Origin of the sequence: Thiobacillus sp., assembly GCF_013693775.1 — a bacterium.
Taxonomy (GTDB): Bacteria; Pseudomonadota; Gammaproteobacteria; order Burkholderiales; family Thiobacillaceae; genus Thiobacillus.
The window spans coordinates 732,013-755,406 of record NZ_CP059257.1; the positions used below are offsets into that span (position 1 = coordinate 732,013).

21 protein-coding genes and 5 pseudogenes are annotated in these 23,394 nt (G+C 58.9%); 12 read left to right on the forward strand and 14 right to left on the reverse strand.

Translation table 11 applies throughout. The annotated features are described in order from the left end of the window. Nucleotides 1-150 precede the first annotated feature (150 nt). The 4 genes and pseudogenes from HZY77_RS03640 to folE2 form a co-directional block, all read left to right on the forward strand. Nucleotides 151-699 carry an SCO family protein gene (locus HZY77_RS03640; protein WP_296818845.1) on the forward strand — a complete coding sequence of 183 codons (549 nt, stop codon included), beginning with the start codon at nt 151-153 and terminating at the stop codon, nt 697-699. 22 nt (nt 700-721) lie between these two features. Further along, a pseudogene (locus HZY77_RS03645) lies at nt 722-1,061 on the forward strand (GTP cyclohydrolase, FolE2/MptA family); the annotation flags it as partial. Nucleotides 1,062-1,119: 58 nt separating this feature from the next. After that, a pseudogene (locus HZY77_RS03650) lies at nt 1,120-2,375 on the forward strand (IS256-like element ISMaq7 family transposase). A 29-nt stretch (nt 2,376-2,404) separates the two neighbouring features. After that, nucleotides 2,405-2,979: pseudogene (gene folE2 / locus HZY77_RS03655) on the forward strand (GTP cyclohydrolase FolE2); the annotation flags it as partial. A gap of 44 nt (nt 2,980-3,023) precedes the next feature. On the opposite strand, the gene folK reads toward folE2, so the two are convergent. The 6 genes from folK to HZY77_RS03685 all read right to left on the reverse strand — a co-directional run bounded on the left by folK (nt 3,024) and on the right by HZY77_RS03685 (nt 9,458). Beyond that, the gene (gene folK, locus HZY77_RS03660; protein WP_296818847.1) at nt 3,024-3,581 is read right to left on the reverse strand and encodes a 2-amino-4-hydroxy-6-hydroxymethyldihydropteridine diphosphokinase; all 558 of its coding nucleotides are present in this window, start codon (nt 3,579-3,581) and stop codon (nt 3,024-3,026) included. After that, nucleotides 3,578-3,814: a formate dehydrogenase subunit delta gene (locus HZY77_RS03665; protein ID WP_296659487.1), complete on the reverse strand. Its 237-nt coding sequence runs from the start codon at nt 3,812-3,814 to the stop codon at nt 3,578-3,580. Before HZY77_RS03665 ends, folK begins: the two co-directional genes overlap by 4 nt. 7 nt (nt 3,815-3,821) lie before the next feature. Further along, nucleotides 3,822-4,631 (reverse strand): formate dehydrogenase accessory sulfurtransferase FdhD, encoded by an 810-nt coding sequence (fdhD, locus tag HZY77_RS03670; protein ID WP_296818849.1) that lies wholly within the window; start codon nt 4,629-4,631, stop codon nt 3,822-3,824. Continuing rightward, nucleotides 4,628-7,477, reverse strand: coding sequence for a formate dehydrogenase subunit alpha (fdhF, locus tag HZY77_RS03675; protein ID WP_296818853.1), 2,850 nt, complete (start codon nt 7,475-7,477; stop codon nt 4,628-4,630). Before fdhF ends, fdhD begins: the two co-directional genes overlap by 4 nt. Next, nucleotides 7,474-9,036 carry a formate dehydrogenase beta subunit gene (locus tag HZY77_RS03680; RefSeq protein ID WP_296818855.1) on the reverse strand — a complete coding sequence of 521 codons (1,563 nt, stop codon included), beginning with the start codon at nt 9,034-9,036 and terminating at the stop codon, nt 7,474-7,476. Before HZY77_RS03680 ends, fdhF begins: the two co-directional genes overlap by 4 nt. After that, a complete protein-coding gene (locus HZY77_RS03685; protein ID WP_296818857.1) occupies nt 9,033-9,458 on the reverse strand; it encodes a formate dehydrogenase subunit gamma in 426 nt (141 codons plus the stop codon). Before HZY77_RS03685 ends, HZY77_RS03680 begins: the two co-directional genes overlap by 4 nt. Nucleotides 9,459-9,892: 434 nt before the next feature. On the opposite strand from HZY77_RS03685, the gene HZY77_RS03690 reads away from it, so the two are divergent. The 7 genes from HZY77_RS03690 (at nt 9,893) to HZY77_RS03720 (ending at nt 16,499) form a co-directional block, all read left to right on the forward strand. Then, nucleotides 9,893-11,281, forward strand: coding sequence for a selenium-binding protein SBP56-related protein (locus HZY77_RS03690; protein WP_296818860.1), 1,389 nt, complete (start codon nt 9,893-9,895; stop codon nt 11,279-11,281). Nucleotides 11,282-11,345: 64 nt separating this feature from the next. Beyond that, entirely contained in the window at nt 11,346-12,032 is a 687-nt protein-coding gene (locus HZY77_RS03695; RefSeq protein WP_296818862.1) for an SCO family protein, read from the forward strand. Continuing rightward, nucleotides 12,029-13,234: a cytochrome c peroxidase gene (locus tag HZY77_RS03700; protein WP_296659452.1), complete on the forward strand. Its 1,206-nt coding sequence runs from the start codon at nt 12,029-12,031 to the stop codon at nt 13,232-13,234. Before HZY77_RS03695 ends, HZY77_RS03700 begins: the two co-directional genes overlap by 4 nt. 107 nt (nt 13,235-13,341) lie before the next feature. After that, nucleotides 13,342-13,881 carry a formaldehyde-activating enzyme gene (fae, locus tag HZY77_RS03705; RefSeq protein ID WP_296818865.1) on the forward strand — a complete coding sequence of 180 codons (540 nt, stop codon included), beginning with the start codon at nt 13,342-13,344 and terminating at the stop codon, nt 13,879-13,881. Between the two features lie 141 nt (nt 13,882-14,022). Then, nucleotides 14,023-14,199, forward strand: coding sequence for a (4Fe-4S)-binding protein (locus tag HZY77_RS03710; RefSeq protein WP_296818867.1), 177 nt, complete (start codon nt 14,023-14,025; stop codon nt 14,197-14,199). 198 nt (nt 14,200-14,397) lie between these two features. Further along, nucleotides 14,398-15,717, forward strand: coding sequence for an FAD-dependent oxidoreductase (locus HZY77_RS03715; protein ID WP_296818869.1), 1,320 nt, complete (start codon nt 14,398-14,400; stop codon nt 15,715-15,717). A 146-nt stretch (nt 15,718-15,863) separates the two neighbouring features. Next, nucleotides 15,864-16,499 carry a Rieske 2Fe-2S domain-containing protein gene (locus HZY77_RS03720; protein ID WP_296818871.1) on the forward strand — a complete coding sequence of 212 codons (636 nt, stop codon included), beginning with the start codon at nt 15,864-15,866 and terminating at the stop codon, nt 16,497-16,499. Nucleotides 16,500-16,600: 101 nt separating this feature from the next. Here HZY77_RS03720 and HZY77_RS03725 read toward each other — a convergent pair whose 3' ends face one another. From HZY77_RS03725 to HZY77_RS03760, 7 genes and pseudogenes are all read right to left on the reverse strand, one after another. Then, a complete protein-coding gene (locus tag HZY77_RS03725; RefSeq protein ID WP_296818873.1) occupies nt 16,601-16,996 on the reverse strand; it encodes a rhodanese-like domain-containing protein in 396 nt (131 codons plus the stop codon). Between the two features lie 30 nt (nt 16,997-17,026). Then, a pseudogene (gcvH, locus tag HZY77_RS17730) lies at nt 17,027-17,421 on the reverse strand (glycine cleavage system protein GcvH). Then, nucleotides 17,402-18,817, reverse strand: a complete 1,416-nt coding sequence (gene lpdA, locus HZY77_RS03740; RefSeq protein ID WP_296818881.1) for a dihydrolipoyl dehydrogenase — start codon at nt 18,815-18,817, stop codon at nt 17,402-17,404. The pseudogene gcvH and the gene lpdA overlap by 20 nt, the downstream one beginning before the upstream one ends. Before the next feature lie 59 nt (nt 18,818-18,876). Continuing rightward, the gene (locus HZY77_RS03745; protein ID WP_018508117.1) at nt 18,877-19,419 is read right to left on the reverse strand and encodes an OsmC family protein; all 543 of its coding nucleotides are present in this window, start codon (nt 19,417-19,419) and stop codon (nt 18,877-18,879) included. Nucleotides 19,420-19,607: 188 nt separating this feature from the next. After that, entirely contained in the window at nt 19,608-20,243 is a 636-nt protein-coding gene (locus tag HZY77_RS03750; protein WP_296818885.1) for a response regulator transcription factor, read from the reverse strand. Beyond that, nucleotides 20,236-21,513, reverse strand: a complete 1,278-nt coding sequence (locus HZY77_RS03755) for an ATP-binding protein (protein ID WP_296818888.1) — start codon at nt 21,511-21,513, stop codon at nt 20,236-20,238. The genes HZY77_RS03750 and HZY77_RS03755 overlap by 8 nt, the downstream gene beginning before the upstream one ends. Before the next feature lie 216 nt (nt 21,514-21,729). After that, nucleotides 21,730-21,885, reverse strand: a pseudogene (locus HZY77_RS03760) (IS3 family transposase); the annotation flags it as partial. A gap of 517 nt (nt 21,886-22,402) precedes the next feature. Between HZY77_RS03760 and HZY77_RS03765 the strand changes: the two are divergent. Further along, on the forward strand, nt 22,403-22,690 hold the full coding sequence (locus tag HZY77_RS03765) for a hypothetical protein (protein WP_296818891.1): 288 nt from the start codon (nt 22,403-22,405) through the stop codon (nt 22,688-22,690). A gap of 257 nt (nt 22,691-22,947) precedes the next feature. Here the strand turns inward: HZY77_RS03765 and HZY77_RS03770 are convergent, their stop codons facing one another. Beyond that, a complete protein-coding gene (locus tag HZY77_RS03770) occupies nt 22,948-23,391 on the reverse strand; it encodes a copper-binding protein (protein ID WP_296818893.1) in 444 nt (147 codons plus the stop codon). Nucleotides 23,392-23,394 lie beyond the last annotated feature (3 nt).

Below are 23,394 nucleotides of genomic sequence, written 5' to 3' on the forward strand. Positions count from 1 at the left end.
TTGTACCGAAACTGGAACGTTCACAATATCTTTATCACATGTCATTCCGAGTGTACTGATCATCTGTCACCTGATCCAGGAGACATCTGACCACATGGCACGGTTCATGCAGCAGCATTTGCCACTGGTATTGATTGGCAATGAAGAAATATGAAATCTGTGCGCTATTGCATCGTGTCCCTCTTCCTGTTCTGCACGTCCATCGCATGGGGTGGGTCCCATACCTTGGGCGGGGATTTCACGCTGCGTACTCCGCAAAACCAGGAGGTCTCGCTTTCCTCGTTCAAGGGCAAGGCCGTGCTGCTGTATTTCGGCTTCACTTATTGCCCGGACATGTGCCCGACAGAACTGCTGCAGTTCAAGCAATTGCTGGCCATGCTGCCTGCCGACAAGCGTCCCCTGGTTCAACCGATCTTTATCAGTGTCGACCCGAAACGGGATACCGCCGATGTCCTGGAGCCCTACGTGGGCTTTTTTGACAAGAGCATCTTGGCGCTGACCGGCAGTGAGCAGGAGTTGCACAAGGTGGCAGGCCAGTATGGCGCACACTTCCGCTATGTGCCGACAGGCTCCAGCTATACCGTCGATCACACCGTGAACGTCTTCCTCATCGACACCCAGGGCAAGCTCGTGAGAATCATTCCCTACGGCACACCCACTCAAGATGTATTGAAACTCGTCACGGCCTTGCTGCCTTGATCGAACCAGACCAAGGAAACCCATGACCTCCTGCGACAGCGTTTGCGAAACCGATCTGCCCTGCCCTTCAACCCTGCCGGACCGAAAGTCTGCCCGGTCGGTCGATACGGCCATCCCCGATGTCCAGAACACGCCGGATGTCCGCCGGATCGCCATCGACAAAGTCGGCATCAAGGCCATTCGCCATCCGGTCAAGGTGCGGGATAAAAGCAGCGGTACCCAGCACACCATCGCCACCTTCGGCATGTACGTGCATCTGCCCCACCAAGGGCACGCATATGTCCCGCTTCATCGAGATCCTGAACAGTCAGGAACGCGAGATCGAGTTATGGTCATTTCTGGTGTACGGGAAGGTAGAAAGGATGGCGTATCCTGTTGATTGATCACGCCAGATCAACAACCAACAGAAGGTGATACGCCATGGCCAAGTCTACCCTGAAGACTCTTCCACAACCAGAAAAAGACGTTATTGATCCGCTGACCGAGCTGCTGCGGACTGGGGCACGGGAGCTGATCGCACAGGCCGTCGAGGCCGAGCTTCAGGCGCTTCTGGATCAGCATGCCGAGCACCGGCTCCCGGATGGCCGTCAGGCCGTCGTGCGCAATGGCTATTTGCCTGAGCGTACTGTCCAGACCGGCATCGGCAATGTCGACATCAAGGTGCCGAAAGTACGGGATCGGAGTGGTTCCGGGGTTCGCTTCAACAGCACCTTGCTGCCGCCGTACCTGAAGCGAGCCCGGAGTGTGGAGGAAGTGCTTCCCTGGCTGTACCTGAAGGGTGTGAGCACCGGCGATTACCAAGAGGCACTGGCCGCGTTGCTGGGTGATCAGGCCAGGGGCTTGTCGGCCAACACCATCAGTCGCTTGAAGCAGCACTGGATCGATGAGCACCGGGAGTGGTGTCAGCGAGATTTGAGCCAAAGCCGCTACGTGTACTGGTGGGCCGACGGCGTATACAGCAACGTGCGCATGGATGACCGCCTCTGCCTGCTGGTGATCATCGGCGTGACGGAGCATGGGCGCAAGGAGCTGGTTGCGGTTGAGGACGGCTACCGAGAGTCGGAGGCCAGCTGGTCAGAACTGCTGTCGGGACTGCGGGCCCGGGGCCTGACGACCAGCCCGAAGCTGGCCATCGGCGACGGCGCTTTGGGCTTCTGGAAAGCACTGGCCAAGTGCTATCCGGACACCCGCCATCAGCGCTGCTGGGTGCACAAGACGGCGAACATCCTGTCCGCGCTGCCAAAGTCGGTGCAACCGAAAGTCAAGGCGGCGCTGCATGAGATCTGGATGGCCGAGACGCGGGCTGACGCACACAAGGCCTTTGACCGGACTCTGGTTCGCTTCGAGTCGAAGTATCCCGGCGCCATGGAACGGCTGCGCAAGGATCGTGAGGAGCTGCTGGCCTTCTANCGACTTCCCGGCAGAACACTGGATCCATATCCGGACGACCAATCCGATCGAATCGACGTTTTCGACGGTGCGCCTGAGAAGCAAGAGAGCGCGGAACTGCGGCTCCCGAGAGACCACGCTGGCGATGGTCTACAAGCTACTGGAAACCGCGCAGAAGCGCTGGAAACGGATCAAGGGATTTGATCTGCTGGCCCTCGTGGTCAACAACGTGANAGTTCAAGGACGGCGAGCAAGTACAGGATCAATCAGACAGGAACGCGGCTTGATGCCCATACACCAGATTTGACAATAACTCCGCGAGATCACGGTGGAATCGTTCGAAAGCATGCTTCGCCAGATGGTCGAGCGTCTGGAAGCCCGCTCCGGGTACATCGAGATGAGCTTCCCTACTTCATCAACAAGCAGGCACCGGTCTCGGGCGTGAAGAGCCTGCTCGATTACGAAGTCACGTTCATCGGAGAAATCCGGGACGGCGCATATCACCAAACCGTCAGGATCCTGGTGCCGTGCACCAGCCTGTGTCCCTGTTCCAAGGGCATTTCGAAATACGGCGCCCACAACCAGCGCTCGCACATCACGATCACCGTCAAGACGAATGATTTCATCTGGATCGAAGACCTGATCCACATCGCCGAGGTGAATGCTTCCAGCCAGCTCTATGGTCTCTTGAAGCGGCCGGATGAGAAATACGTCACCGAGAAGGCCTACGAGAACCCAAAATTCGTGGAGGATCTGGTGCGCGATGTGGCCGCCGCGCTAAACGAGGATGCGCGTATCGAATCCTACGTGGTCGAATCGGAGAATTTCGAATCGATCCACAACCATTCCGCCTATGCGCTGATCGAGCGCACCGCACCGCTTTCCGCATAAAAATCAGCCCGCATTGGGACTGGCGTGGCCAACAGTCGGATAGGTCAGGCGTAGGCGTGGGGCATCAATCCCTGGCCGAGTCTGCGCAGAACCTGCAGACCGTCATCCAGACCGGGGAAATCGATGCGGCGGACCTCATCGCGGTCCGTCATTTNTTCGAGGAGCGAAGCCGCCCGGCCGTGACCAGGCAACACGCAATCGGGCGCGATTTCCACCAGCGGCGCCAAGACAAAAGACCGTAGGTGCAGACGCGGATGCGGCACAATCAGCGCCGGATCGCCGTCCAGGACCAGGTCATCGTACAGGAGCAAATCGAGATCCAGCGTGCGCGGCCCGTTGCGCACGTGTCGCACACGGCCATGGCGCGTCTCCATCGCCAACAATTCGCCCATCAGCGCATCCGGCGACAGTCCGGTTTCCAGCAGGACGACCGCATTGATGAAGTCGGGCTGGTCGGCATAGCCTACAGGCGCAGTCCGATAGAGCGACGACGCACGCAACATGCGGGTATGCGGCAGAGAATCGAATTCGCCCATGACGGCAAGCAGGCGGGCTGCGGGTCCACCGACATTCCCGCCCAGGGCGACGAAGGCCCGACTCATTGGGGTTTTCCCAGGATCCGCTCGCGATGCCGGGTCAGGGCATCGCTGACCAATGGCGCCAAGGTGCTGTCCTGCGCCGAATCCAGGTAGGCGTAAAGACTCTGGCGCATGCGCTTCTCCCAGAAACGGGCCAGATGATCCGCAACGCCCGCGCTTGCGACCGCCCGATCGGGCTCGGCCTCGAAATAGGCGCCGATCTGATTGGCCATGTGGATCAGGTGTTCAATATTCATGTGCTGCTCAGGTTTCGATTCGTTCGGGGGTTGAGTAAACGGTGTAACGGCCCTGGCGCACGAAGCCTGCCAGGGCCAGCCCCACTTCCTGGGCCAGCCGGATCGCGTAGCCTGTCGGCGCGGAGACCGCCGCCAGAATGGGGATGCCCACGCTGGCCGCCTTCTGCACCATCTCGAAGCTGGCACGGCTGGTGACCAGTGCGAAGCCGGCGGCAGGATCGCGCCGGTCTTTCGCCAGTGCGCCGATCAGCTTGTCCAGCGCATTGTGGCGACCCACATCCTCGCGCACCATCAGCAGATCGCCTGCAGCGTCGGCCCAGGCGGCCGCGTGCACACCGCCGGTGCTGGCATGTAATGGCTGTTTCTGCTGCAACTGGGCCAGCGCCCGATGCAGTGCCGCGGCTGCGATGGCGGGGCCGGCCGGCAATGGCGCCAGGGTGCGGGCCACCTGATCCAGGCTTTCCACGCCGCACAAGCCGCAACCCGTACGACCGGCCAGCGCGCGGCGGCGGTTCTTGAGTTCGACGAACCGCGCTTCGGCAATACGCATCTGCACGACCACGCCGCGGGTTTCGATCTCCAGCTCCAGGTCATACAGCTCGCTGGGGTCCGCCAGGATGCCTTCGCTCAGGCTGAATCCGAGGGCAAAGTCCTCAAGATCGGTCGGACTGGCCAGCATCACGACATGCGAGATGCCGTTGTAGGACAAGGCGACCGGTACTTCTTCCGGCACCGAGTCCATTCGTATGCCACCCGGTCCGCGCGCGGCGGTTTCCACCAGGGGGACGGCAACGTCATGGAGGGTCGGGCAGATCACACAGACGCACCGGCCGGCTCCTGCTTCAGCAGCTTCATCTGTTCCTCGCTGAATTGCGCAAACTGTTTCTGCCAGGTCGAGGGCTGTTCCACGCGCGACAGCTGCACGGCGGTCACCTTGTACTCCGGGCAATTGGTGGCCCAGTCGGAGTTCTCCGTGGTGACCACGTTGGCGCCGGATCCGGGCCAGTGGAACGTGGTGTAGACGACGCCGGGCTGCATGCGCTCGCTGATTCGCGCGCGCAGCACGGTCTCGCCAGCGCGGCTCTGCACGCCAACCCAGTCGCCGTCGCGGATGCCGCGGTCCTCGGCATCCACCGGGTGCAGCTCAAGGATGTCTTCCGGATGCCACGCGTTATTCGCGGTACGCCGGGTCTGGGCGCCGACGTTGTATTGCGACAGGATGCGGCCAGTGGTGAGCAGCAACGGGAAGCGACGGTTGACGCGCTCGTCCGTGGCAACGTACTCGGTCAACATGAAGCGTCCCTTGCCCCGCACGAATTCCGTCACGTGCATGGTCGGCGTGCCGTCCGGATGCGCCGCGTTGCAGGGCCACTGGATGCTGCCCAACTGGTCCAACTTGGCGTAGGACACGTCGTGAAAGGTGGGCGTCAGATGCGCGATCTCGTCCATGATCTCGGACGGATGGCTGTAATGCATCGGATAACCGAGTGCGTTCGACAGCATCTGGGTCACTTCCCAGTCCGCATAGGTGGCAAGCGGACGCATCACCTTGCGGATGCGCGAAATGCGCCGTTCTGCGTTGGTGAAGGTGCCGTCCTTTTCAAGGAAGCTGGCGCCGGGCAGAAAGACATGTGCGAATTTTGCGGTTTCGTTGAGGAAAAGGTCCTGCACCACCAGACACTCGAGGGATTCCAGCGCATGGGTGACATGCCCGGTGTTCGGGTCGGACTGGGCGATGTCCTCGCCCTGTACGTAGAGCCCCTTGAAGCTGCCAGCGATGGCCGCGTCGAACATGTTCGGGATACGCAGGCCGGGTTCGTCCGAAAGCGGAACACCCCAGACCGACTCGAACAGCTCGCGGGTGGCGACGTCCGAAACGTGGCGATACCCGGGCAGTTCATGCGGGAAGGATCCCATGTCGCACGAGCCCTGCACGTTGTTCTGGCCGCGCAGCGGATTGACGCCGACGCCGGGGCGCCCGATGTTGCCGGTGGCCATGGCCAGGTTGGCGATCCCCATGACCATGGTGGATCCCTGGCTATGCTCGGTCACGCCCAAACCGTAGTAGATGGCCGCATTGCCGCCCGTCGCATACAGTCGCGCAGCCGCGCGTACCTCGTCCGCCGGCACGCCGGTGACGGATGCGGCCGCTTCCGGCGAATGACGCGGATCGGCAATGAAGGTGCGCCATTTGTTGAAGGCCTCCGCCTCGCAGCGATCCACGATGAAATCCTCGTCGACCAGCCCCTCGGTCACGACGACATGCGCCAGGGCATTGATCAGTGCGACATTGGTGCCGGGCAGCAGTTTCAGGTGATGGGTGGCACGCACATGCGGTGTGTCGACCAGATCGATGGCGCGCGGGTCGGCGACGATCAGCTTGGCCCCCTGACGCAGGCGCTGCTTCATGCGCGAACCGAATACCGGGTGGCCGTCGGTCGGGTTGGCACCGATCACCATGATCACATCCGCCTGCATCACGGAATCGAAGTCCTGGGTCCCCGCCGATTCGCCCAGTGTCTGCTTGAGACCATACCCGGTGGGCGAATGGCACACACGAGCGCAGGTATCGACGTTGTTGACGCCAAAGGCCGCACGGGTCAGCTTCTGGACCAGATAGGTCTCCTCGTTGGAGCAGCGCGAAGAGGTGATCGACCCGATCGATTCAGCCCCGTATTNTTCCTGCAGGCGCCGCAGCTCGCTCGCCGTGTGGGCGATGGCCTCCTCCCAACTCACTTCGCGCCAGGGATCACGGATCGAACTGCGGATCATCGGCGTGGTAATACGGTCGGCGTGCGTGGCATAGCCCCACGCGAAGCGGCCCTTGACGCAGGCATGGCCATGGTTGGCGCCACCATTGAGGTCGGGCACCATGCGGATCACCTTCTCGCCTTGCAACTCGGCATTGAGCGAGCACCCCACGCCGCAATAGGCGCAGGTGGTTGTGATGCTGCGCTGAGGCTGCCCCATCTCGATGACGGATTTTTCCATCAGCGCCGCTGTGGGGCAGGCCGCGACACAGGCGCCGCAGGACACGCATTCGGACGACATGAAATCCTCGCCGCCCGCTGCCGCGATGCGACTGTCGAATCCGCGCTCGGTGGTGGTCAAGGCGTAGGTGCCCTGGATGTCGGAACAGGCCCGCACGCAGCGCGAGCAGACGATGCACTTCGACGGATCGTAGGCGAAATAGGGATTCGAGGTATCCGTCGCTTCCTGCAGATGGTTTTGACCGTCGGCGTAACGGACCTCGCGAAGGCCGACGCGACCGGCCTGGTCCTGCAGTTCACAGTTGCCGTTGGCGGAACAGGTCAGGCAGTCGAGCGGGTGATCGGAGATATACAACTCCATGACGCCGCGACGCAGACGGAACAGGGCATCGTTCTCGGTGGTGACCTCCATGCCCTCCTCCACCAGCGTGGTGCATGAGGCGGGGTAACCACGCCGGTTCTTCACCTGGACCACACAGAGTCGGCAGGAGCCGAATGATTCCAGCTGTTCGGTCGCACACAGCTTGGGAATATCGATTCCCGCTTCGGCTGCGGCATGCATCACCGAGGTTCCGGCCGGAACGGTAACGGGAACGCCGTCGATGGAGAGTGTGACGTGTTGGGTGGATGTGCGTGCCGGGGTACCCCGGTCGTGATGGCAATGCAGGCTCATGTGGAGGCCTCCTCTTGCTTCGGCGACAGGCCGAAATCTTCAGGATAGTGATCAAGCGCGGACAGAACCGGATACGGCGTCATCCCGCCCATGGCGCAAAGCGACCCTTCCAGCATAGTCTGGCAGAGATCGCGCAACAGGGTGTCGTCGTTGGAGCGTTGCGGACGCGCGGCCAGCATGCTGTCCAACAACTCCACCCCGCGAACCGAACCGATGCGGCACGGCGTGCATTTGCCACAGGATTCGATGGCGCAGAATTCCATGGCATAGCGGGCCATTTTCGCCATGTCGACGCTGTCGTCGAAGGCAACGATCCCGCCATGGCCCACCGTGGCGCCGACTGCCGCAAACGCCTCGTAATCGAGGGGCAGGTCGAAACGCGACTCGGGCAGATAGGCGCCAAGCGGTCCGCCCACCTGCACGGCACGGATCGGCCGCCCGCTGGCAGAGCCGCCGCCGAAATCGTAAAGCAGTTCGCGCAGGGTCATGCCGAAGGCGACCTCGACCAGGCCGGGCCGCTTCAGGTTGCCCGCGAGCTGGAATGGCAGCGTACCGCGCGAACGACCGCTGCCGTGCGCTTTGTAGGCCTCGCCGCCATGCGCCAGGATCCAGGGAACGCTGGCCAGTGTGATGACATTGTTGACCACCGTGGGCTGGCCAAATAGACCCTGAAGCGCAGGCAGCGGCGGCTTGGCGCGGACCAGACCGCGCTTGCCCTCGATACTCTCCAGCAACGAGGTTTCCTCGCCACACACGTAGGCCCCGGCACCCTTGAAAAGATTCAGTTCGAAGCGTCGTCCGGAACCGAGCACATTGGCGCCCAGCATGCCTTCACGCGTGGCCGTGACGATGGCATCCTCCAGCACGTCCCAGGCATCCGGGTATTCCGAACGCAGGTAGATGTAACCGGTGTCCGCCCCAACTGCCAGGCCGGCGATGATCATGCCTTCGATCAGGCAAAAGGGATCGCCCTCCATCAGCATGCGGTCCGAGAAGGTACCGGAGTCCCCCTCGTCGGCATTGCAGACGATGTATTTCTGTCCGCCATCCGCATTCATCACGGTACGCCACTTGATTCCCGTGGGAAAACCTGCGCCGCCGCGGCCACGCAGGCCACCCGTATCGACGGCGTCCACGATGTCTTCGGCCTTCATGTCGAGCGCACGCTCCAATCCCTTGAGTCCGCCATGCGCGCGGTAATCCTCCAGCGAAAGAGGATCGGTGACACCCATGCGGGCAAAGGTGAGCCGGGTTTGGCGCTTCAGATAGGGAATCTCCTCACTGGGACCGTGGAACAAGGCATGCGCGCCGCCCCGCAGCCATCCAGCCTCGAACAGGCCAGGCACGTCCTCTGGAGCAACCGGCCCATAGGCGACGCGTTGTCCGTCGATCTCGACCTCGATCAGCGGTTCCAGCCAATACAATCCGCGCGAGCCGTTGCGCACGATTTCCACATCCAGCCCGCGGTTCCGGGCCTCGTTCTCGATCGTTCGGCACACACGCTCCGCGCCCACCGATACGGCACTGGCATCGCGAGGCACAAAAATCCGTTGCGTCATACCCCTCGTCCTTCTGCAAGCATGGCGTCGAGGCGCTCGGCGCTGACCCGGCCGTGCAATTCGTCGTCCAGCATCACCGCCGGCGAACAGGCACAGTTGCCGAGGCAATACGCTGCTTCCAGCGTCACCTCGCCATCGGCTGTAGTGGCGCCAAACTCGACGCCGAGCTGCGTGCTGGCATGCATGGCCAACGCATCCGCGCCCATAGCCTGACACGACTCTGCGCGACATATCCGAAGGCGCTGACGGCCGGGCGGCGTACGACGAAAATCATGATAGAAGCCGATGACACCAACCACTTCGGCCTGTGCCATGTTGTGGGCTTTTGCCAGGTCGGCAATGGCATGGTCGGGGATATAGCCGAATTTTTCCTGTAGCCGGTGCAATGCGGGCAACAAGTCGGCTTGATTTGTACTAGACATAAATCCTCTGTAGCAATCAAGAAACCATTGGAGTGGGGTGTTTGACTGTTCTCAGCAATTCGCGTGCCAATTGGACTTGGCAGCCAAGACAGCGATCAAGCACATTCATAAACAAGAACTTAATCAACCACAAGGCATACGAATCCGGCCCAGGCAGAGCCGGCACTGTGACAGAGTGTCATGTACGAGTAGACAAAAATGTGGCCTAGAGCTGAGACAAATTGTCACACCGTCCTAGTCTGTTCAGAAGCAATCTGTTTGAGGGTAAACCCTTAACCACAAACGGAACTCGCTGATTTATATATAAAAGCATTTCTGGCACGAGGGTTGCTTTACGTAAGACGCGAACTTCGCTCTAGCCTCCCAACGAATTATTGGATTTATCAGGAGCGTTGCGCTTGTACGTTTGTCCGTTCAAAGATAAGGAGACCGATATGCCCAAATGTAATAACCGCTTTTCACTGAAGGCCCTGGCGGCCGCCGTTTCTGCCACCGTGGCGTTGGGCGTCGTCGCCCTGCCGACCCTCTCGCATGCGGACGAAACTGCCTGTTCGCCTTTCACNCCTCTCATCAAGGGACAGGAAGACCTGGTCTATGTCTGGACGCTGGGCGTCGAAGGCATCGGCGACGGCTCGGACAAGCTCGTGACCGTGGACGTGCGTCCCGGTTCCAAGACCTTCGGCAAGGTCATCAATTCGCTCTCCGTGGGCGGACGCGGCGAAGCGCACCACATGGGTTTCAGCGACGACCGCCGTTACATGTGGGCAGGCGCACTGGATAGCAACAAGATGTTTGTGTTCGACATCGGCACCGACCCGAGCAAGCCGAAACTGGTCAGGACCATCACCGATCTGGTCGAGAAGACCGGCTATGTGGGCCCCCATACGTTCTATGCGCTGCCCGGCCGCATGATGATCCAGGCCCTGTCCAACGCGAAAGACCATGGCGGCGTGACCGGCATCGCGGTCTACAGCAATGACGGGAAATTCATTTCGAAGCATGATATGCCCACCACCAAGGTCGGCGGCGTGCAGGGGGACGGCTATGGCTATGACATCGGCATCAACCCCCAGAAGAATGTCCTGCTGACGTCCAGCTTCACAGGCTGGAACAACTACATGATGGACTTGGGGAAAATGGTCAAGGACCCTGACGCCATGAAGCACTTCGGCAATACCATGGCGATGTGGAATCTGAAAACCATGGAGCCCATGAAGGTCTTCGATGTGCCCGGCGCACCGCTGGAGATTCGTTGGTCCTTGAAGAAAGGCGACAACTGGGCCGTGACCGCCACCGCCCTGACCTCGCAGCTGTATGTCATCAAGCAGGATAAAAATGGTGAATGGCAGTCACATGACGTCGCCACCATCGGCAACCCCGCCGATATCCCGTTGCCGGTGGATATTTCCATCACGGCCGACGGCAAAGGCCTGTGGGTCAACACCTTCATGGACGGCATGACCCGCTACTGGGATTTCCACGACCCGATGCATCCGAAGGAAGTTTTCAAGGANAAAATCGGCTCTCAGGTCAACATGGTGTCGCAGTCCTTCGACGGCAAGCGGGTGTATTACACCACCTCCCTGCTAGGCAACTGGGACAAGAAAGGCAAGGACGACGAGCAGTTCCTGAAGATGTACAAATGGAACGGCAAGAAGCTTTCTCACGTCTTCACCATCGACTTCTACAAGGANAAGCTCGGTCGCGCCCACCACATGAAGTTCCAGGCGCTCAACCTGAGCAAGCTGAAGCCGCTGGCCGCTACCGAATCGCAGGACCTGGACAGCCTCAAGCTCGCACTGACCGAGCCGAAGGGTAAATGATTTGATGTCCAGACCGAGCACTTACATTGTTGGGGCTCTCCGCCTTGCGGGGGCGGTTTTTTCCATGCTCCTGACACTCGTTCTGGCGGGTGCCTGTAGCGCCAACGCTGCCGACACCAATCCGTCCCAGCAAATCACCGAACAAGCTGGCGTGGTCATGGATTTCAAGCCCAGCCCACCTGGCAGCTACAAGCTTTATGACATCAAAACCGCGCCCGATGGCAAGGTACTGGATATCGACGGCAAGGCGCGTTCACTTTCAGAATTCACTGGGGGTAAGATCACGCTGCTGTCTTTCATCTATTCTAGCTGCGCCGATCCGAGTGGTTGTCCTTTCGCATACCTGGTATTCCATAATCTGCAAAACCGATTGGAAAGGCATCCTGAATTCAAGGGGAACATCCGACTCGTCAGCCTTTCTTTCGATCCGAAACGCGATACGCCGGAAGTCCTCAAACTTTATGCGGGAGACAGCGGAAACGCCGATCGTGGCGTGCCGTGGGACTTTCTCACCACGGCATCGCTCCGTGATCTCATCCCGATACTCGATGCATACGGCCAGGACGTCTATATCGATGTCGATCCTGTCACCAAGAAACCGCTCAGCACCTTGAGCCATGTGTTGAAGGTTTTCCTGATCGACCGCAACCATGTCATCCGGGAGATCTACACCACGGCTTATCTGTCACCCGATGTCATCTACAACGACATCCTCACTTTGTTAATGGAAGAAGGTATCAAACTGCCATGAAAGTAATTCGTGCCCTGCGCTGGCTCTCGATGGCCAGCGTGCTGTCCTCGCTATCACCCGTCGTACGTGCCGACACCCCCGTCAATCTGCCCATCCCGCTTGGTCTGCCGCCCCTCGTTATTCCAGCATCCAATCCCCTGACTCAAGAAAAGATCGATCTCGGACGTCGCCTGTTCATGGACCGACGCCTCTCCCACAACAACACCATGTCCTGCGGCATGTGCCACGTCCCCGAGCAAGGTTTCACCTCCCATGAACTGGGCGCAGCCATCGGCATGGAGGGCCGCAGCCATCGACGCAATTCNCCCACCATGTTCAACGTCGGCTACCAGCGCAGCCTGTTCCTTGAAGGACGCGAACCGCATCTGGAAGACCAGATCTGGGGGCCCCTGCTGACCAAGAATGAAATGGACATGCCGGCCATCGGCTATGTCGTCGAGAAGGTGCGCCAACTGCCCGAATACAAGGGCATGTTCGAAGCGGCCTTCAATGGCCCCGTCACGGCGGAGCGCATCGGCCAGGCCATCGCCAGCTACGAGCGCACGCTGGTTTCCGGCAACTCCCGTTTCGACCGCTGGTACTACGGCGGCGAGAAGAATGCTCTGAACGCAACGGAACAGCGCGGCTTCCAGGTGTTCATGGGCAAGGGGCGCTGCGTCGCCTGTCACTCGATAGGCGAGAAAAGCGCGCTGTTCACCGATCACAAGTTCCATAACACTGGGCTGGGCTGGGAGCGCACCATGTTCCCCGAGCGCACGACCTATCGCGTACAACTCGCGCCCAATGTATTTGTCGACGTGAATGCCCAGCATCTCAAGTCGTTCGAACCGCCTATGCCTGACGTAGGGCGCTACGAAGTCACGTTCAACCCGAAAGACAGTTGGGCCTACAAGACCCCTATCCTGCGTAACGTGGAACTGACCTCNCCCTATATGCATGACGGGTCATTGCGCACACTGGAGGAAGTCGTCGATTTCTACGACAAGGGCGGGATCGACAACCCGGAGAAATCTCCTCTGATCGTGCGCCTGAATCTGACGCCGGACGAAAAGTCGGCGCTCGTCGCATTCCTGAAAAGCCTGACCGGCGACAACGTTGCAGCGCTGGTACGCGATGCGCGTCTCGCTCCGGAAAACCTGCCGATCCCGGACCATGACCCCAGCGATACATTCATGAGTCAGGTCAACGCCAGGCGACCCTGAGCAAGATGTCGTTCGTTTCCCTCCGAGACATATGCCAGGATCGAAGGCACCTTTGCCAACATCATGAACGCCCCCAATAAACCGCACTGAACGTCGAAAGGCAAAACATGGACCACAACACGATCATTTTCAAAACAGGCGAAGCCACCGTCCTCGCCCGGGAAGGCCAGTTCACCGACGCCATGCCGGAAATCCTGATCGGCACCGTCGACGGACCCGTCGGGCACGCCTTCGCCAACATGATGGGACAGACCGCAGGCCACACCCGCATGTTCGCCATCCGGGCCTGCAACCAGCAGGTGCGCCCCGCCACCTTGATGGTGCCCAAAGTCACCATGAAAAGCATGGCCTACGTCGACCTGTTCGGCGGCACGGTCCAGGCGGCCACAGCCGATGCCGTTCTGGACTGTGTGATCGAAGGCATCCTGCCGCGCGATCAAGTCAACGATCTGTGCATCGTCAGCCTGGTGTGGATCGANCCCCGTTGCGCGACCGATCCCAATCTCGACCACAAGGATCTCTATCGCACCAACTACGAAGCGACCAAGCTCGCCATCAAGCGCGCGCTCAACGACCAACCCGGCATCGACGAATTGATCGCCAACCGAAACAGCATTCGCCATGACATGTACGACCCCGAAGCCTGAAGCCATTTGCGGGTAATTTCCTGCCGGGAGTAGGTAGTTCTCCGGATAGGAATTTTTCTGTCAACGCGCAGAATAACGGCATGGTCTACAAACGCTGTTCATGAAGATTTTCGGCTGGCTAATCAATGAAAGGAAGACACGATGAAAGTTCTCTGGAATGAAAAGATCTGTTGCCACAGCGGAAATTGCGTCAAGACGCTGCCGCAGGTATTCAAAGTGGAAGACGGAAAGTTCGTGATCCAGCCCGAGAATGCCACCGAAGAACAGGTGCGCCAGGTGGTTGCGGCGTGTCCCGCGAAAGCCCTGCAAATGGAATGAACGATCGGTTTTGTTTTAACGGGCGGCCTCTCCTAACTCCTCCTGCCCGTTGATTTTGGCGGCCCTTCCGGGCCCGCATTTTTGGCTCTAGCTGCTTGCGTAGCTTGGTTCCGGTGCCCTGGCGCCAAGCATTTACTTGTCGTCATTTGGGAGGAAACAAGAATGGAAGAGAATAACAGTAGACGTCATTTCATGAAAATGAGCGGCGCCATATTTGCTGCGGGTACGGCGGGTCTTGCCGGCACAGTACGCTCGACCGTGGCCAATGCCGCACCTGCGATTGCCACCCACACCATGGCGGCACTCCCGAAAGCCAAGGGCCCGCGCCTGGTCGTTGTGGGCGGNGGAACCTCCGGCCTGACCATCGCCAAATACGCCAAGAAGGAATATCCGAAATTTGACGTGGTCCTGGTGGAAAAGCGCGACATGTATTCGTCCTGTTTTTCCAGCAACTTGTGGTACGCCGGCCTCATCAACCTGGAGTTCCTGGCCGACCACAGCTTCCTGGACGCGGCCGTCAACAACAACTATATCTACTTCAACGCGACGGTGACCGGCCTGGATCGGACCAGCCGTACCCTGTCCACCAACGAGGGCGACATCCAGTACGATTTCCTGGTCCTGGCACCCGGTATCTCGTACGACTACGACAAGATCGGCGTAACGGACGTGGACGCGATGACCGCGCTGCGTCAGATCTATCCGGGCGGTTTCATCTCACCAACCGAACACGTCACCATTCATCGCAAGGTCAAGGAATTCGAAGGCGGCGTCTTCGTGCAAACCGTGCCGTCCGGCAATTACCGCTGCCTGCCCGGCCCCTACGAACGCGCCTGTCTGCTCGCCTCCACCTTCAAAAAGAACAAGATCAAGGGCAAGGTTCTGGTGCTGGATGCCAACCCGGAAATCACCATCAAGAAGGATGGCTTCCATGCGGCCTTCAATGAGTTGTACCGGGATTACATCGAATGGCTGCCATCCAAGGCAGTGACGGGCGTCGATGTGGACAGGAAAATCATCAAGACCGAATTCGATGAATACAAGTTCGACGACGCGGCCATCTATGCCAACGTCCGCGGTTCCACGCTGATCGAGCATCTCGGCTTGATGGCGCCATCGAGCAAGAGCAACCAGAAGGAAGCCCACATCGACACCCGCTTCTACAACATCATCGGCGANCCCCACGTCTACGTGACCGGCGACTCGCGTCCGCATCCCTATTCCAAGAGCGCCAACACCTCCAACACCGAAGGCCATTTCATCGCCAAGGTGCTGGCGGCACGCGCCCAAGGCAAGGAAATCTCCTGGGTCAGTCCGCGCACCATCTGTTACTCGATGGTGAATGCTCATCCGATGGAAGCCATCAGCGTCGATGCCGGCTACGACTACAGCACCGAGAAGGACATCATCACGGGCTTCTCCAAGGACACCAAGACCTTCGAGAACCGCGATGCCGCCAAAGGCGAGGCAACGCTGGAATGGGCACGCGGTATCTATCGCGATATGTTTAACGCCTGATTCGGAGTACCGGGTCTCATCGGCAACCAATACAACCGCCCTTCGGGGCGGTTTTTCCTGCGGGAGAACAAAACAAGATGGACAGACGTGGATTCGTGAAGGTGTGTGCGGGTAGCGCAACGCTGGCTTCGGCCAACTGGGGCCGGATGGCCATTGCCGCCGACTTCGAAGCATTTCCCGCCGCAAAACTGACTGATCGATCCGGCGCCCCGCTCAAAGGGGCGGCCATTCCCACCAGCGAGGCACTGGTGTTTTCCTACCCGCTCGCTGGCGTGCCCTGCTTCCTGATCAATCTGGGAGATCGGCCCACCAAGCCGAATATCGCCCTGAAAAATGAAGAGGGCGATTATCGTTGGCANGGGGGAGTCGGCCCCAAGGGACAGTTCGTGGCCTTCGTGGCCATCTGCACCCACCAGATGAGCTATCCCCAGCCCAAGGTCTCCTATCTGCGCTATGCGGCCAGCGGTAGCGAGTTGGCCGGCGGCCCCGGCAGGATCGTGTGCTGCGCGCATGGCAGTGTGTACGATCCCGCCGATGGCGCCAAGGTCGTGATTGGGCCGGCTCCCATGCCCCTGATGCCAGTCCGTCTGGTCTATGACCCGGGCACCGACGAACTGTCCGCCGATGGGATCATGGGCATGGCCTACATCAAACGTTTCTTCACAACCTACAAGGCCGACCTCATTGCCCGCTTCGGGCCAGGGGGCTATCGCCAAGCGGTCGGCGANAAAACCGTCTGCATACCGATCAGCCAGTACAGTGGGCTAGTTCCCACTTGCTGAGCAAACCCTTGACCGACCTGCCCCTGTCCGACTGGATCATTGAAAAGAAATTTCTCATGTTTCAAGCGTGACATTTCCCTCGCGGCACGGAAGGGAAGCCATCAGGAGATCTGTGGCGCAGCGGCACTGAAGCCACTTTCCTTCCATGATTCGATGCCGCCGGCAAGCGAAATCACCTTGCCATACCCCAGCTGCTTGAGTGTATGTGCGGCCAGGGCACTGCGTCCGCCGGTCTTGCAGTACACGAGGATTTCCAGGTCGCGGTCCAACAAGGCCTTTTCGCAGGCCGGATAGCTGGGGTCGACCTTGAATTCGAGCACGCCGCGCGGGACATTGCAGGCATTGCCGATGCATCCCTCGCTGAATTCGGCCGGTTCGCGTACGTCCAGCAGCACAATATCGCGGCGGGCAGCCAGTTCACGTGCTGCCGTGGTTGCATTCCACTCGACTATGTGGCTCTTGGCGTGAGCAATCAGATCCTGGGTCGTAAAATTCATTTCATATTCCTTGGTTCGGGTGTGAGATATTCAGTCGCTCAAACCCATGTGCGAGAGATAGGCCGCGGCGTCGTGCAGATGCCCGATATCGCCTGGCGAGGTCAGGCGGATGCGCAGTGTCCATCCCTCGCCATAGGGATCGCTGTTGACCAGGGTGGGCTCATTGCGCAGCCGGGAGTTGATTTCCAGAACCGTGCCATCTACCGGGGCGATCATGTCCGACACGGCCTTGCGAGATTCGACGGTACCCAGGGAGTGTCGCACCGGATCGTCGCGCCTACGCGCGGCAGATCGAGAAACACGACTTCGCCCAGGCTATCCTGGGCATAGTGGTTGATCCCAACCAGGGCTTCGTCGCCCTCCAGCAGTTGCAGCCAGAGTGCGTCGCGATGGTAGAGACGGTCTTCAGGGTAATGCGTGGGCATGATGCGTCTTTTNTCGTTTCATGGGTTTATGTACAGCCTGTCCCAGCGCATCCTCTGCTGCCTCGTGTATGGCTTCGGAGAGCGTGGGATGGGCGTGGACGGTTTGTGTGATGGCATGGACGGTGGCGCCCTGGCGTAGCAGCACCGCAGCTTCGTGAACCATGTCCGATGCGTGGGCACCGATGATATGAACCCCGAGCAGGCGGCCGCTGACGCGGTCGGTCACTACCTTGGCCATCCCGGTCAATTCGCTCATGGCTTGCGCCTTGCCGAGACCACGCAGATCGAATCGACCTGTGCTGACGGCATGGCCTTTCTCGATGGCGTGCTGTTCGGTCATGCCGACGCATCCGATCTCAGGCATGGTGAACACGGCCCAGGGAATGACCGATTCGTCCAATGGCGCACATTCCACACCGAGGGCGTGATCCACCGCCAGCCGCGCCTGAGCCGATGCGGCATGCGCCAGGGCCAGCCTGCCGTTGACGTCGCCTACCGCATACAGGCCATCCAGGCAGGTCTGCATGAAGCCATTCGTCACGATTTCGCCTCGAGGGCCGAGTTCAGCGCCCGCTTCCTCCAGACCCATGCCATGCGTGTTGGGACGCCGGCCGATCGCAACCAGCACACGCTCGGCACTGGCCACGACCTTGTCGTTTGCAAGGGCGACCACGCCATCCGGAATGGCCGTCAGGCTTTCCACTGCGCATTTGTTGATGAATTCGATTCCGCGCCGGCGCATTTCACGCTGGACGACGGCAGCGATATCGCTGTCGATGAAGGGCAAGGNGCGCTCGCCCATGGCGACGAGCGTGACTTGCACGCCAAGCGCATTCATGATGAACGCATACTCGCACGCCACGACACCATCCCCGACGATAAGCAGAAATCTGGGTAGCGTATCCCAATGCAACAAATCGTCGCTGGTCACCACGCGGGCACGGTCAGCCATGAAATTTTCGGGCAGTATCGGGCTCGACCCTGTACAAATCAGTACGGCATCGGCCTCGATCACGCCATGGCCCGCCACCTCCACGCGATGTCCGTCCAGGACACGGCCACGCCCTTGTACGTGAACCACGCGGCGGTCCGCCATCAGGCTGTTGATGCCGGTATTGAGCAGGTCGATCACCTTGCCTGCCTTGGCACGCATTGCGGGCCAGTCCGGCTCCACCGTACCGGACAGATGCAAGCCATAGGACTCGGCCCGGCGCATCTTGTCGAGCAGGTTGCAGACTTCCACCAGGGTTTTGGTCGGAATGCAGCCGCGATGCAGGCACGTTCCTCCAAGGGGATGTGGATCTATCAGCGTTACTTGCGCGCCTTCTGCAGCGGCGTGCGACGCCGCCACATAACCTGCAGGGCCTCCGCCGACAATCACGATATGTTTGGTCATGTTATGACTCCTCCGTCATCCGCCCGGCCATGTGGCACTGGGTGGATGACTTCTCCAGATCAGGCAGGCACGGCGCCTACCTCCATAAGTTGGCCATTGAGGGTGACTTGGCCGCTGACCTCGATGGCGCGCACCAAGGTATCCAGCACCGGGCAATGGCTTTCCACCGTTTCCACCAGCTTTTTCAGGGTCTCTATATCGGCCGGGCTGTCCACCGTAGTTTCGAAAATGATCTTCTGATAGCCCGGCGGGACGGCTGCATCCAAGCCGAACAAGCCACGCAGATCGAGATAGCCACGCAGATTCACCTTGACGCTGTTGAGCTGTACGCCCATGACTGATGCGTAGGCGCTGTACATGATTTCCTGGCATGCGCCCAGGGCGACCAGCAACAGCTCGACCGGATTGGCTGCCGCATCGGCCCCTCCCAGGTCGGGCGGTTCATCAACAATGATCGGAGCGAAATCGCGCACTTTTGCGCTGCAGCGCACATCCTCTTCCAGCTGGGTATCCGCACGGAACACCACCTTGGCGGCACCGGGGTTGCCTTGGATGCCTGCTATCGATTGCATCAGGGCGGCTTTGACGGTCTCTTGCGACATGGCTCTACTCCTAGGGTTGTATGAGGTATGGGGACGAAACACACTGGGTACGCCCCCAGTTCATTAGAAGCCAAAAGAAAACCATTTATAAGTCGGACAATCAGGTACCTTTCATAGGGCTTCCCTAGCCCCCTTCGGCATTACAACAGGGTTTGTCTGAAGCCCCTCCGCAATACAAAAACACCAGCCTATGCAGCCTGGCTGGTGAGTCGCGGCTCAACTTGCAAGCGCATCCACATCTGCACCAGTTCTGAGAGTGAGTGAGCCTGCATCTTGTACATAACGTTGGCGCGATGGACCTCGATGGTCTTCGGACTCAGACCGAGCTCAATCGCGATGATCTTGTTCGCTTTCCCTGCCACTACCAGTGCTGCCACCTCCCGCTCTCGCTGGGTCAAATGCCTGTAATTCGCGCGAATCAGGGCCAATTCGCTGTGGCTCTGACGACGCTGGCTGCAGAGATCAAGTGCCTGCTTGATCCGATCCAGTAAGGTCTGATCGTTATAAGGCTTCTGCAGGAAATCGACAGCACCTGCCTTCATCGCGCGTACCGCCATTGGTATATCGCCATGTCCCGTGACAATAATCACCGGCAGACACCATCCGCGTTCGATCAGGTGATTCTGCAGTTCCAAGCCACTCATACCCGGCATGCGGACATCCAGTACCAGGCACCCTGATACGCTGCCATCGTAGCTTTCCAGAAATTCAAGCGCCGAGGCTGTGCAGTCAACATGATAGCCAACGGACTCAAGCAGCCAGTTTAGAGATTCGCGTGCTGCCTGATCATCGTCCACCACAAAAACAGTTTGTCGATCACCCATGACTTGCTTTCTCCATAGCTGTACGCAGTGTAAAACGGACTGTCAACCCGCAGCCCTCTTCATTGGGAAGAGCTAACAGAGTCCCACCATGCGCTTCAACAATCGACCGACAGATCGGCAGGCCCATTCCCATCCCGGTCGCCTTGGTTGTGAAAAATGGATCAAAGATGCGCTCCAGCGTTTCGCGCGGTAGACCAAGACCCGAATCACGCACCGTCACGACGGCCATGTCATCATCCAAAGATGTGCTCAGTTCGAGGCGGCGCAACACGGNGGGCATGTTGCTCATAGCTTCCACCGCATTGCGTATGAGGTTCAGGATCACCTGCTCGATCTGGATAGCATGTCCCAACACCTTGGGCATGCCTGGAATTAGCTTCAGCCTGATATCGATCTGGTGCATATTCGCCTCAGGTCTGGCAATAATCATGGCTTCGCGCACAATGCCCAGAAGATCCTGGGGCTGATGCGGGCTGTCTTCTTTGTTCACGAAGCGTCGCAAGCTTCTGATGATGTCGGCGGCACGGTCAGCCTGATTGCAGACCTGCTCGATGGCACGAGTGAGGTCGTCCACCGTGCCGGCACCTGAGCGAATACGGCGCAGGCAGCCATGGGAATAATTGGCAATGGCTGCAAGAGGCTGGTTTAGCTCGTGTGCGAGGCCTGAGGCCATCTCCCNCATAGTGTTCACTCGAGAAGCATGAGCCAGCTCTCCGTAGTGCATTCGGATTTCCTCCTCGGCATGTTTACGTGCGGTGATATCGCGCGTGATACCGAGCAGGGCAGTGACTTTGTTGCATCGGTCACGCAGGGGCACGGCATGGGTTTCCAGCCAGCGCCGGCGCCCCTTCAGGCTGATCATTTGAAATTCCATGATGCTCGACTCACCCGCGAACACCCGCGTGGAATGCGCACGATAACTATCGCGAAACTCCGGTGCAATAATATTGTATACGGAGGTTCCGATGATCTCGTTAGGATAGTTAGCCTCCACCAAACACAATCCTGCCGGATTCATTTCTAACAGAATTCCCTCCGAGGTTTCCAGCTTCACGCATTCTGGTTCGGAAGCAATAATCTGGCGCAGGCGATTTTCGTTCGCCGCCAATTTTTCTTCGGCCCGTCTCCGTTCGCCAATCTCCATCTCCAGCGCCCGCTTGGAATAGCGTAAATTCAGGTTAAGGCGCATCACGTAGAGCACTAGCCCACACATCACGGCCAGAATAGCAATCAATAATGCCAAGGTAGGCAGATGGGCGAAATATTGCATGATTTGCTCCTATCGGAACAGAACAGACCGGGTTAGGCTTAGCAGCCACCACCCTTATTTTTGACAACATATAAGCAAGTTTCGATCCACCTCGAAAAGAATTGCTGTCAAGCCCCCTAATACAGACTTCAAGCTCAATACAGTAGGTCAAGGCTGCAACCTACTTGTCACCCATTTAACACAACGGTGTGACACTTCGTAACTCCATAGTAATACCAGGTTGAGGAACTTCAGGGACGCCTGCCAACCGTGGCTGAACTGGCTGCCCGCCGAGTGGATGATGACCGGCTGACTCGGCTGGCGCCGCCACACCGCCATCAACGAGGCCTTGATCGCCAGCTCGCGATCCATGCGCGGTTTCATCAACCATCCCCACTAGGCGCGAGAAGAGACCACTACGTGGCCAATGGTGACTGGGGGCTATGACGATGGAAGTTGCTAGCGAGGCAGTTGGGTCGAACTCAAGCAACCGGGCGCGGGTATACAACAAATATAAATCGATGGATTGGGCTTAACCAGTCCTTGGCTGCTCATTTTGAGCGCAGTGATGGGCTCTTGTTGAGTTGGCTAAATGGGCATTGTAGGCTCGTACCGAACTCAGCAACATCCACCGTGTTTCCACTGGATTCTTCCGCAGGCGCTCCTTCTGAAACTGAATCCCCTCACTTTCGCATTGCCTCCAGAACATCACGTAGCCCCTCGCCAAGAGGAGTTAGTTCGTAACCTTCCAGCCTATGCCTATGCGTCAATGTGTGTGCGCTGATATCCCATGCCCACGGCAGTGTTCTGTCAGTGGATCAGCCACCAGGGTGCAGCAGCATATGTCGTGGCCGCGTTCCAGAGCTAGCGCCACGAAAATCTGGTCATCGAGATCATCGGCCCGGAAAAGGTGAGCGGCCCAGGGATCGCCGATCGGTTCAGTAAGGCGCTTGGCAACACGATCATCTCCCGCCCAATGCCACCAGAAGAGTGCGCCAAGACGATTTCCTTCGGCGGGAACGAGGAGGGGATCATCGGTTACTACCGATCGATCTTCGAGAACCCGGCAGTGATGACGACCAATGTCGATCACCGGAAAGCACTCGAAGTCCTGCCGATCGAACCCATGTCCGTCGAGGACTTTGCTCGATTCTACAAAGGAGCCTTCAACCCTGCTGGCTCGAACCGTTCCATGTGAGGCGAAACAGTCTGCTCACCTTTTCCATATACAGAAGGACTGCACCATGAACCAAATGCAAGACTGGAATGCCTATCGTGACGCGCTGTTCAATCGGGTCGAGATTTCACCAAGCTGAACCCGGGTGGAATAAGAGGACTTCAGACTATCGAGAGGAGCGCCGAGAAATCCGGCAGGCTTGACCCCAAAACCCACGAATTGATTGCACTTGCTGTAGTGATCACAACACGTTGCGATGGATGCATCGCGCATCACGCTCAGATAGCTGGAACTAGGGGGCACGAAGGAGGAGATCGCCAGGGCTCACCATTTTCCCACCCCACAATGACCGCAGTCTGGGAAGTAATACCATGAAGAGTAAAATGAATCGCATCCCCTACACCGATTGGGTCATGGTCAGTTGGATCAAAGCGGAATCCTGTTGTTCCTGCCGGCAGCATGCCTGGAATCTCGTCATGCGTAATGAGCAGTAACATTGGATAAACGGCGCGCACGACACCAAAACCTTCCCATTGCTGCTCGCTTGTTCCGGCGCCCGCGTGGCACGCGTCACGTTCACGCTTCAGGCGATCGACCTCGGTCTGGAGCGTCCCAAGTTCCTCACTAAGGAGCGAAACCGATAACCCCCATTTGGCGAAGCCGAAAGCGGTGCCGATAGACAGGGATAATCCGATAAGTATCGCAACGTGCCAAGTTCGCATGAG

Coding starts and splice junctions, on each gene's coding strand:
- HZY77_RS03640 (WP_296818845.1), top strand. CDS start 151: ATGAAATCTGTGCGCTATTGCATCGTGTCCCTCTTCCTGTTCTGCACG.
- HZY77_RS03665 (WP_296659487.1), bottom strand. CDS start 3,814: ATGAATATTGAACACCTGATCCACATGGCCAATCAGATCGGCGCCTAT.
- HZY77_RS03680 (WP_296818855.1), bottom strand. CDS start 9,036: ATGACGCAACGGATTTTTGTGCCTCGCGATGCCAGTGCCGTATCGGTG.
- HZY77_RS03685 (WP_296818857.1), bottom strand. CDS start 9,458: ATGTCTAGTACAAATCAAGCCGACTTGTTGCCCGCATTGCACCGGCTA.
- HZY77_RS03695 (WP_296818862.1), top strand. CDS start 11,346: ATGCTCCTGACACTCGTTCTGGCGGGTGCCTGTAGCGCCAACGCTGCC.
- HZY77_RS03710 (WP_296818867.1), top strand. CDS start 14,023: ATGAAAGTTCTCTGGAATGAAAAGATCTGTTGCCACAGCGGAAATTGC.
- HZY77_RS03725 (WP_296818873.1), bottom strand. CDS start 16,996: ATGAATTTTACGACCCAGGATCTGATTGCTCACGCCAAGAGCCACATA.
- HZY77_RS03745 (WP_018508117.1), bottom strand. CDS start 19,419: ATGTCGCAAGAGACCGTCAAAGCCGCCCTGATGCAATCGATAGCAGGC.
- HZY77_RS03750 (WP_296818885.1), bottom strand. CDS start 20,243: ATGGGTGATCGACAAACTGTTTTTGTGGTGGACGATGATCAGGCAGCA.
- HZY77_RS03770 (WP_296818893.1), bottom strand. CDS start 23,391: ATGCGAACTTGGCACGTTGCGATACTTATCGGATTATCCCTGTCTATC.